At 73.4% G+C, this 9,471-nt stretch carries 8 protein-coding genes; 2 read left to right on the top strand and 6 right to left on the bottom strand.

Annotated features, from left to right (window positions below; genetic code table 11):
• Window positions 1-241 precede the first annotated feature (241 nt).
• Together AC067A_RS29125 and AC067A_RS29120 are read left to right on the top strand one after the other, a co-directional pair.
• Window positions 242-1,336 (top strand): chitinase, encoded by a 1,095-nt coding sequence (locus AC067A_RS29125; RefSeq protein ID WP_479245455.1) that lies wholly within the window; start codon window positions 242-244, stop codon window positions 1,334-1,336.
• 357 nt (window positions 1,337-1,693) lie between these two features.
• Window positions 1,694-2,521: a DUF1684 domain-containing protein gene (locus AC067A_RS29120; RefSeq protein ID WP_479245454.1), complete on the top strand. Its 828-nt coding sequence runs from the start codon at window positions 1,694-1,696 to the stop codon at window positions 2,519-2,521.
• 51 nt (window positions 2,522-2,572) lie between these two features.
• Here AC067A_RS29120 and AC067A_RS29115 read toward each other — a convergent pair whose 3' ends face one another.
• The 6 genes from AC067A_RS29115 to AC067A_RS29090 all read right to left on the bottom strand — a co-directional run bounded on the left by AC067A_RS29115 (window position 2,573) and on the right by AC067A_RS29090 (window position 9,439).
• Window positions 2,573-4,423 (bottom strand): ATP-binding SpoIIE family protein phosphatase, encoded by a 1,851-nt coding sequence (locus tag AC067A_RS29115; RefSeq protein ID WP_479245453.1) that lies wholly within the window; start codon window positions 4,421-4,423, stop codon window positions 2,573-2,575.
• 254 nt (window positions 4,424-4,677) lie between these two features.
• On the bottom strand, window positions 4,678-6,633 hold the full coding sequence (locus tag AC067A_RS29110; RefSeq protein WP_479245452.1) for an alkyl/aryl-sulfatase: 1,956 nt from the start codon (window positions 6,631-6,633) through the stop codon (window positions 4,678-4,680).
• A gap of 58 nt (window positions 6,634-6,691) precedes the next feature.
• Window positions 6,692-7,363, bottom strand: coding sequence for a TetR/AcrR family transcriptional regulator (locus AC067A_RS29105; protein ID WP_479245451.1), 672 nt, complete (start codon window positions 7,361-7,363; stop codon window positions 6,692-6,694).
• 12 nt (window positions 7,364-7,375) lie between these two features.
• Entirely contained in the window at window positions 7,376-7,852 is a 477-nt protein-coding gene (locus AC067A_RS29100) for a DUF4436 family protein (protein ID WP_479245465.1), read from the bottom strand.
• 7 nt (window positions 7,853-7,859) lie between these two features.
• On the bottom strand, window positions 7,860-9,026 hold the full coding sequence (locus tag AC067A_RS29095) for an agmatine deiminase family protein (protein WP_479245450.1): 1,167 nt from the start codon (window positions 9,024-9,026) through the stop codon (window positions 7,860-7,862).
• 188 nt (window positions 9,027-9,214) lie between these two features.
• Complete coding sequence (locus AC067A_RS29090) at window positions 9,215-9,439, bottom strand: hypothetical protein (protein WP_479245449.1); 225 nt, start codon at window positions 9,437-9,439, stop codon at window positions 9,215-9,217.
• Window positions 9,440-9,471 lie beyond the last annotated feature (32 nt).

Here is a 9,471-nt window from a genome sequence, read left to right as displayed (position 1 = left end):
CCGCCCTCTGGGGGCGGGGGGGGGGGGGGGGGGCCCCCGTGGACATGCCCCCGCCCCCCCGCCCGGGGGGGCCCCGGGGGGCCCTGGGGGGGGGGGTGGCGGGGCCCCCCCCCCCGCCACCCCCCGCTTCTACGTTCAAGTCCCTTGTGGGAAAGGAGTGTTGACGAAAGGTCTGGACCAACCTACGGTCTGCTGGAACGCGCGCGACACCCCTAGGAACCCCCACGTCCTAGGAGCACGCATGCCAGGCCACCGGATCACCCGCGCACTCGGAGCGGGTCTCACCACCCTGCTCGCCGCCACCGCCCTCGTCGCCACCGCCCTCGCCCCGGCCCCCACCGCCCTCGCCCCGGCCCCCGCCGCCGCGGCCCCGGCGGCCGACACCTGCCCCCTCAAGCCCAAGCCCGCCGGAAAGGTGCTCCAGGGGTACTGGGAGAACTGGGACGGCGCCGTCAACGGCGTTCATCCCCCCTTCGGCTGGGCCCCCATCGACGACCCGCGGTTCGCGGCCCACGGCTACAACGTCATCAACGCGGCCTTCCCCGTGATCCGTTCGGACGGCACGGTGCTGTGGCAGGACGGCATGGACAACACCGTCCGCGTCCCCACCCCGGCCGAGATGTGCCGCGCGAAGGCCGCCGGAGCCACCCTCCTGCTCTCCATCGGCGGAGCCACCGCCGGGATCGACCTCGGTTCGAGCGCCGTCGCCGACCGGTTCGTCGACACCGTCGTACCGATCCTCAAGACCTACAACTTCGACGGCATCGACATCGACATCGAGACCGGACTCGTCGGCAGCGGCTCCATCGGCACCCTCTCGACCTCGCAGGCCAACCTGGTCCGCATCATCGACGGAGTCCTCGCCCGCATGCCCGCCGGCTTCGGGCTGACGATGGCACCCGAGACCGCGTACGTCACCGGCGGCAGCGTCGCCTACGGCTCCATCTGGGGCGCGTACCTCCCCCTCGTGAAGAAGTACGCGGACAACGGCCGCCTGTGGTGGCTGAACATGCAGTACTACAACGGCAGCATGTACGGCTGCTCCGGCGACTCCTACTCCGCCGGCACCGTCGCCGGATTCGTCGCCCAGACCGACTGCCTCCACCGCGGACTCGTCATCCAGGGCACCACCATCCGCGTCCCGTACGACAAGCAGGTTCCCGGCCTCCCCGCCCAACCCGGCGCCGGCGGCGGCCACATGACCCCGACCGCCGTCGCCCAGGCCTGGAACCGCTACGGCGGCGCCCTGAAAGGCCTCATGACCTGGTCCGCCAACTGGGACGGCTCGAAGAACTGGACCTTCGGCGACAACGTCAAGGCTCTCCAGGGACGTTAGGCGAGCACTCCGGATCCCGCCCCGCGACGCCCCCGCCACGGCGGGGGCGTTCCGCGTCCTCCGCGCGAGTGACCCTGGTGCTCCGCACGGGGGTTGTGCTTTGCTGACCCCATGACCCTGCTCGTGATGCGCCGCCACGTGGACTACGCGCGCGTCACGACCACGTCCTGTTCGGGCTGACAGCGAGGCCCTCCCCACCGGCTCCCGCCGCCACCGCAGGGCCCTGTACCCCGGCGTACCCTCTCGCGCCTCCGGGCGCCACCCCCGCGCGGCCCGTCCGGCCGTCCGTTCCCCCTGCCCCGGCCTTCCGCGGCGCGGGCCGCGCCCCATGCCGTCACCCACCTCGCAGGAGGACCCATGAGCACTCCGACCGCCCCCGACCCCACCGCCACCGCCGACTTCGTCCAGGAGTGGGAGGAATGGCACCGCGGCAAGGACGCCCGGCTCGCCGCCGAGCACGGTTTCCTCGCCATCACCGGCCTGCACTGGCTCGACGCCGAGCCGCGAAGCCTCCCCGGAGTGCCGGGAGCCTGGTCGACCGGACCCGACGGCGTCACCGTCGCACTCGACGAGGGGACGGAACTCGTCGTCGGCGACACCGCGATCCGGGGACGGCACACCTTCGGGCCGATCCCCGAGCGCGGCGGCGTCGACGCCGTGTGGGGCGACATCGTGATCGAGGTCGCCAAGCGCGGTGGCCACGACGTGGTGCGCCCGAGGGACCCCGGCCATCCGCTGCGCGTCGCGTTCGACGGGACGCCCGCCTACGCGCCCGATCCCCGCTGGGTGGTCACCGGCCGCTACCTCCCCTTCCCCGAACCGCGCCCGACCACGGTCGGCGCCTCCGTCGAGGGCCTGAAGCACGTCTACGACGCCCCCGGCCGCATCGCCTTCCGCCTCGACGGCCGCGAGCTGAGCCTGACCGCCTTCAACGGCCACACCCCCGGCAGCCTCACGGTGCTCTTCACCGACGCGACCTCGGGCGTCACCACGTACGCGGCCAACCGCGACCTCCGCGTCGACGCCCCCGGACCCGACGGCACGGTCGTCCTGGACTTCAACCGCGCCACCAACCTCCCCTGCGCCTACACCGACTTCGCCACCTGCCCCCTGCCCCCGGCCGAGAACCGGCTTCCCGTCGCCGTCGAGGCGGGCGAGCAGATCCCCCACGAGCGGCGCGCCTGACCCCGGGGCCGCCGGGACCGGGCGCGCACTCCCGACCGGCTCCGCAGCCGGTCAGGAGTGGAGGTTCTGCTCCGCCCAGACGACCTTGCCGGTGACCGTGCGGCAGGAACCCCACCGCCGGCACAGCATGTTGATGAGCTGCAGGCCGCGGCCGCCCTCGTCGCTGAGGTCGGCGTGCTGGATCTGGGGCAGGTCGGGGCCCGTGTCGGACACCTCGACGACGAGGCGCTCGCCGCGCAGGAGCCGGAGCTCGCCGGGGCCGTTGCCGTAGCGCAGGGCGTTGCCGACGAGTTCGGAGACGACGAGTTCGCACACGTCGGCGAGCTCCGTCAGCTCCCACGCGGCGAGCTGCTCGGTGACCAGACCCCGCGCGACCGACGCGGCGCGGCCCTCCTGCGGCAGTCGCCACACACGGAGGTCGACCGCGGCGCCGCCGAGGGCGTCCGCCATGCCGGACGTGCCGGACAGGGAGGCCGGGGCGGTCGCGGTCGCCGTGGTCGCGGTCGCCGTCGCCGTGGTCGTCGCCGAGAGGAGCACCGCCTCGTCGAAGCGGGAGTCACCGGCCGGCGCGCGGTCCACCAGGGCGCCCCCGACGAGCCCCCCGGGTCCCAGGTCGCGGGCGGCCGAGCGCAGCAGCTCCAGCTGGTGCTCCGGATCGGCCTGCCGGGACTTGATGAGGCCGTCCGTGTACATGACCAGGTCGCCGCCCTCGGGGACCGTCAGCCGGACCGGGTCGTACGGGATCACCCCCGCGCCCAGCGGTGCGCCGATCGGCAGGTCCACGAAGTCGGCGGAGCCCTGTCCGTCGAGCAGGAGCGGGGGCAGGTGCCCGGCGCTGGCCAGCGTGTACGTGGAGTCGGCCGGATCGTAGACCGCGCAGAGACAGGTGGCGACCTGCTCGTCCTCCAGGTCGCGGGTGGCGAGGTCCAGCCGGGCCAGGACGCGCTCCGGGGCCATGTCCAGGGTCATCAGGGTGCGCGCGACCGCGCGCAGCCGTCCCATGGTCGCGGCGGCGGGCAGACCGTGCCCCATGACGTCGCCGACCATCAGAGCCGTACGGCCGCTGGGCAGCGCCATGACGTCGTACCAGTCGCCGCCCACCTCGTGGTGCCCCGTGGACGGCGCGTACTCGGCGTGCACCCGCAGACCGGGCGTGACCGGCGTGACGCGCGGCAGCAGACTGCGCTGCAACGACACCACGTGCTCGCGCTCGCGTCCGTACAGCCGGGCGTTGTCGATGAAGACGGCGGCCTGCGAGGCCAGCTGCTCGGCGAGGGCGAGGTCCGTGGCCGAGAACGGCGGCGACCCCGAGCCGCGCACGAAGTCGGCGCTGCCGAGCAGCAGCCCGCGGGCGATCAGGGGCACCGCGAGGTAGCTGTGCACGCCGGCGGCGCGCATCTTCGCCGCGGCGCTCTGCGTCGGCGCCACCTTGATGTAGTCGTCGTTGCGCATGCGGCTCAGCAGGACCGGTTTCCCCTGCCGCAGGCAGTACCGGTGCAGCAGCGTCTCGTGCTGCTCCTCGGCGCGCACGAACGTCTCGCCCACCGGCGTCGGCTCCAGCGAGGACAGCTCCTCGACGGCGGACAGCGCGGTCGCCCGCATCGCGGGGACCCCCGTGCCCGTCCACCGCGAGCCCTCCTCGCCGCGCAGGACGCTCTCCAGGATGTCGACGGCCGCTCCGTCGGCGAAGCCCGGCACCGTGAACTCGGCCAGCTCCTGGGCCGTGCGCTCCAGGTCCAGCGTCGTCCCGATCCGCGACCCGGCGGAGTTCAGCCACGCGAGCCGCCCACGCGTGGACGACCGGTCGAGCGGAACGCCCTCGCCGCTCCGCGCAGACCGCCCGCGGGCACCTCCCGACCGGCGCACCGCCGAGCCCCGCCCACCCGAAGCCCGGCTGTTCACGCGCCGCCTCCGGTTGCCGCCGTTCACTCTTTCGGCCTCCACACAGGAACTCGAACGCTCTCGCTGCACAGCATGCACCGGAAGCCGCCGGTATGCACCAGCCCATGCGGAAGACGGACCTGCATATACCCGCACGATCACACGGGAGGACTGCCCCGGTACACCCAGTGAGGGGCACGCCCCGTGGAACGTCACGTTCCCCCCGGCCGTCCCTGCCGTGCCGGGGTCGTCACTCCCCGTGAGGGAGCCGGACGTCAGGGTGTGACGATCGGGAAGTCCGTGTCCGGGGTGTTGAGGACGGAGAGGAGCCTCGTGAGGAGGCTCGGGTCGCCGGTCATGGCGATGCCGGCGGTGCCCTTCCCGGCGAGCAGGGCGAGGAGTTGGGGCTTGGTCATCGTCATGGTCAGGCCGGCGTCGGGGGAGGGGCGGCTGCCGGTGGTCCAGGTGAGCAGGCCGTGGCCGAGCCGCAGGTGCCAGTAGTCGGCGCCGATGCGCCAGTCGACGGCGAGCCGGAGCGACCAGGCCTTCGGCCCGTCGACGCGGACGGCGAGACTGTCGATGATCTGGCCGGTCGTCAGTGCGAGGTACATGTCGGGGCCGAGGGTGGCGGTGGCGTGCGGGGTGACCCCGTGCAGCAGCTCCCGGGCGCCGGTGAGATAGAAGTTCCGCCACACGGCGTTCTCGACGGCCCGGCCCAACCGCGTGTAGAGCGACGCGAGTTGACGCTTCGCCTTCGCGTCCTTCGGATCGTTGAAGACGGCGTGGTTCAGCAGCGTGACGGCGAACCGCAGGTCGCCCCGGTCGGCGTAGTGCCGCGCGCGGGCGCGGACCGCGGCCTGCCCCCCGAGGGACTCCACCCAGCGGCGGGCCTCCTCGACGGGCGGGTGCTGCCACAGGTGGGCGGGGTTGCCGTCGAACCAGCCCATGTACCGCTGGTAGACGGCCTTGACGTTGTGGCTGAGGGAGCCGTAGTAGCCGCGGTTCGCCCAGACGCCTTCGAGGGCGGGCGGGAGCCGGAACGTCTCCGCTATCTCGGTGCCGGTCATGCCCCGGTTGATCAGCCGGACGGTCTGGTCGTGCAGGTAGCCGTAGAGGTCCCGCTGGTGGGTGAGGAGGGCGACGATGGCGTCGTTGCCCCAGGTGGGCCAGTGGTGGGAGGCGAAGGCGACGTCGGCGGCGCCGGCGTGGAGGCCGATCGACTCGGTGAGGTACCCGGCCCAGGCGTGGGCGTCGCGCACCTGGGCGCCGCGCAGGGTGAGGACGTTGTGCATGGTGTGCGTGGCGTTCTCCGCCATGCACACCGCGCGCAGGTCGGGGAAGAGGAAGTTCATCTCCTCCTGGCACTCGGTGCCCGGGGTCATCTGGAACCGGATGCGCACCCCGTCCAGGGTGACCTCCTCGCCGGTGGTGCCGATGAGGCGGGTGGGCGCGATGAGCCCGACCGTGCCGAGCGAGACCGTGAGGCCGAGCCCGCAGCCGACCTGGGCGCCCGCGTCCTTGGGCAGGGTGGAGCCGTACATGTAGGCGGCGCGGCGGGCCATCGCGGTGCCGACGTACACGTTCTCGCTGACCGCGTGCTCCATGAAGCCCTTCGGGGCGAGTACGGGTACGTCCCCGGCGCCGTCGGGCAGCACGCCGCGGCAGCCGCCGAAGTGGTCGACGTGCGGGTGGGTGTAGATCATGGCCCGGACCGGTCGGTCTCCGCGGTGGTCGCGGTAGAGCCGCAGGGCCGCGGCGGCCGTCTCGGCGGAGATCAGCGGGTCGATGACGATGATGCCCGTGTCGCCCTCGACGAGGGTCATGTTGGACAGGTCGAGGCCTCTGACCTGGTAGATCCGGTCGGTGACCCGGTAGAGCCCCTGGCGGGACAGGAGGCGGGCCTGCCGCCACAGGCTCGGGTCGACGGTGCCGGGCGCCTCCGCGCCGTCCGCCGCCTCGGCGAGGAACCGGTAGGCGGCGGGATCCCAGACGGTCCTCCCGGCGGCTCCGGTGATCGGCCCGCCGGTGAAGGCCGCGACGAACCCGCGGTCGGCGTCGGTGAAGTCGGCGTCGTCGTCGTACGGCAGCCCTCCGGTCTCCGTCGGCGTCGCCGTGGCGCCGGTGGGGAGGCGCCCGGCGAGTGCCTCGGCGGTCTGCGGGTTCAGCGAGACGGCGGCCGCCGCGGCGCCCATCGCGGCCACGGCGAAGCCGCGCCGGTTCATCGGAGTCATGGCAGTGTGCACCCTTCTCGGTCGGGCGCCCACTATTGCAGTCGGACTGCAATACGAGTCAAGGGGTCGGCGCCTCCGGACCGCCCGCGCCAGGGCCCGCGGCGACGCCCAGGAGCGCCTTGAGCGTGCGGCCCATCGCCGCGCGGGCCGCCGCCTCGTCGAGCCCGCGCCGGGCCCTGAGGTGGTCCCAGACCGCCCACGACGAGGCCGCCTCCAGCGCGTCGAGGAGCCCGCCGGCCCGCCGGGCGCCGGGGTCCGCGGCCAGCTCCGGCGCGAACAGCTCCGCGAGGTTCGTCCGCAACCAGGCGTCGCCCTCGGTCATCACCCCGCGCAGTCCCGGCGAGTCCGCTTCCAGACCGAGCCCGATCCTGCGGATCGGCGTCATCACCTCGTACATGCGGCCGCGCTGGGTCAGCAGCGCCCGTACCTTCCGTGCCGTCTCCCAGGCGGGGGGCACCGCCTCCGCGTGGGCCCGCCACCGCTCGGCCTGCCGCCCGGCGGCGGCGACGTACAGCGCCTCCCGGTCGGCGAAGTGCACGAACACCGTGCGCTCGGACACCCCGGCCCGCTCGGCGATGGCCTTGCGCGTGGGCTCGCGCCCGCTCTCGGAGATCAGCTCCAGCAGCGCGTCCACCAGCGCCGCGTACGTCCACTCCGGATCGCGCCGGCGCCGCCGCGGCGTCGCCCCCGCCTTCGGGGCGTCGCCGCCGCCGGTCTCTGTGTCACCCATCGGATCATCGTGTCAGAGGCGCCGCGGACGCCGGGCGCGCGTCGCGACCGCCTGGCGTCCGCACCGGCCTCCTGGCGCGTCGGCGCGCGCCGCCCGGCGTTCGGTCGTGAAGCCCGTGGCCACCACCGTGACGAGACGGAAGGCGATGACGGTCTCGGCCCAGAGGGAGGCGACGTGGCCCAGGAGGGGCCCGATGGGCGGGGTGCCCGGGGCGGTGTCGCGGAAGGCCGCCAGGGCGAAGAGCGTGGCGGCCCTCCAGCCCAGGTCGGGCCAGGTCGGGCCCATGCGCCGGGTGACGAGGAACCGGCTGCCGGTGAACACCGCCAGGGCGAGGGCCCGCATGGCGGCCCTCATGAAGACGGCGAAGACGAGCACGCTGTGGGAACGCACCAGGTCGATGTCGAAGACCACGGTCCCGCGCTCCTCCGAGGCCTCCGGCCCCGGCCCGGCTTCTGCCGTCGGGTGGAGGACACGGGGGCTTCCGTGGATCGTGTGGTCACCCGACCGGCTTGCCGGGCTGCTCGTGCGTGGCGCAGTGGATCCCGCCGCCTCCGGTGGCGATGGTGTCGATGCCCAGCTGCACGATCTCCCGCTTGGGGAACTGGTCCCGCAGGATGCCCCGGGCCCGGTCGTCGGCCTTCCTGTCGCCGAACTTCGGCATGTACACCGCGTCGTTGCCGACGTAGAAGTTGGCGTAGGTCGACAGGAAGTCGTCGGTGTAGCCGGTGACCAGGTCCGGGTCGGGCTGCGGCAGGTCGATGACCTCGAACTCCCGGCCCTGGGCGTCGGTCGCCTCGCTCAGCACGGTCATGGCCTGGTCGGAGGAGCGCGACCAGGAGTCGGCGGGCATCCCGGGGAAGGCCCGGTCCAGGAGGACCACACCGGGCGCCGTGAACCGCACGAGGCTGTCGACGTGGGCGTCGGTGATGTCCTCGCCGCGCACGCCCTTCAGCCAGATCACCTTGTCCATGCCGAGGAGCTCCTTGAGCTCCTCCTCGATCTGCGCACGGGACTTCCCGCGGTTGCGGTTGTCGTTGACGATCGAGCTCTCCGTGATCAGGAGGGTTCCCTCGCCGTCCGTCTCGAAGGAGCCGCCCTCGGCGACGAGGGGCGCCTGGACGCGGGGGATCCCGTACTCGCGCAGCAGCAGCCGGCCGACCTGCGCGTCGTTGTCGTGCGTCTGCTTGTCGCCCCAGCCGTTGAAGTTGAAGTCGACTCCCGCGACGGCGCCGTCCTGCTCGACGAAGACGGGGATCGTGTCGCGGGCCCACAGGTCGTCGACGGGCAGGGGGATGACCTCGACGCCGGAGCCGCACGCCTTCCGCGCGCCGGTCAGCTGCTCGGGCCGGGCCATCATCACGACGTACTCGTACTCAGAGATGGCGCGGGCGACCCGTGCGATGTCCTCGCGTACGTAGGGGAGGTCGTCCTCCCAGACGGACTCGAGCGCGGGCCACGACATGAAGGTGCGGGCGTGGCTCTCCCACTCGGCCGGCATCCGGCGCCCTTCGCCCGTCGGCGCGGCCTGCCCGGGGGCGGAGGTACCGGCCGAGGTGCCCGGGTCACCGGAGCCGCCGGGACCGCACGCCGTCGCGCCCAGCGCGAACGCGCCGAGCCCGGCGAGCACGCGCAGGGCCGAGCGGCGGGAAGGGAGGTCGGACATGGGGTCTCCGATCGTGTGCGTGCGGTGCCGGGCGCTCGGTGGGGGAGAGGAGTTCGGGGTGGGGCGCGGCTCGCGGCCTGCCGCTCGTGCACCGTCCGCGAACAGGTTGCACGCACCGTTCCGTGTATCGCCGGTACCACGAGGGGGATACGGCCTTCGTGTCGCCCACTCTGACACTGACTGAAAATTCAGTCAAATGTGGGGGGTGGAAAGATGCCGGGGCCGCGGGCCTCGGGGAGGTCCTGGAACTTGAGGAGCAGCGTCTGCTCCAGTTCCTGCCGGGCGCCGGGCGGCCGGTCCGCGCACTCCTCCTCGGAGGTGTACCGGTCGGCCCGGTCGCCGATGAACTCCAAGGTGCTGCGCAGGATGCCGGCCCGGTCCTTGAAGGGGTGGGAGAGCAGTGCGGTGGACACCCCGCCCACGCGGCGCTGACGGCCGACGACCC

The sequence above is a fragment of the Streptomyces sp. NPDC043176 genome, from assembly GCF_056436715.1.
This window is presented reverse-complemented; position numbering and strand designations above follow the sequence as displayed.

What these genes read in the sequence shown, in the direction of transcription:
- AC067A_RS29110 (WP_479245452.1), bottom strand. Translation starts at nt 6,633, where the DNA reads ATGACTCCGATGAACCGGCGCGGCTTCGCCGTGGCCGCGATGGGCGCC.
- AC067A_RS29120 (WP_479245454.1), top strand. Translation starts at nt 1,694, where the DNA reads ATGAGCACTCCGACCGCCCCCGACCCCACCGCCACCGCCGACTTCGTC.
- AC067A_RS29105 (WP_479245451.1), bottom strand. Translation starts at nt 7,363, where the DNA reads ATGGGTGACACAGAGACCGGCGGCGGCGACGCCCCGAAGGCGGGGGCG.
- AC067A_RS29095 (WP_479245450.1), bottom strand. Translation starts at nt 9,026, where the DNA reads ATGTCCGACCTCCCTTCCCGCCGCTCGGCCCTGCGCGTGCTCGCCGGG.
- AC067A_RS29125 (WP_479245455.1), top strand. Translation starts at nt 242, where the DNA reads ATGCCAGGCCACCGGATCACCCGCGCACTCGGAGCGGGTCTCACCACC.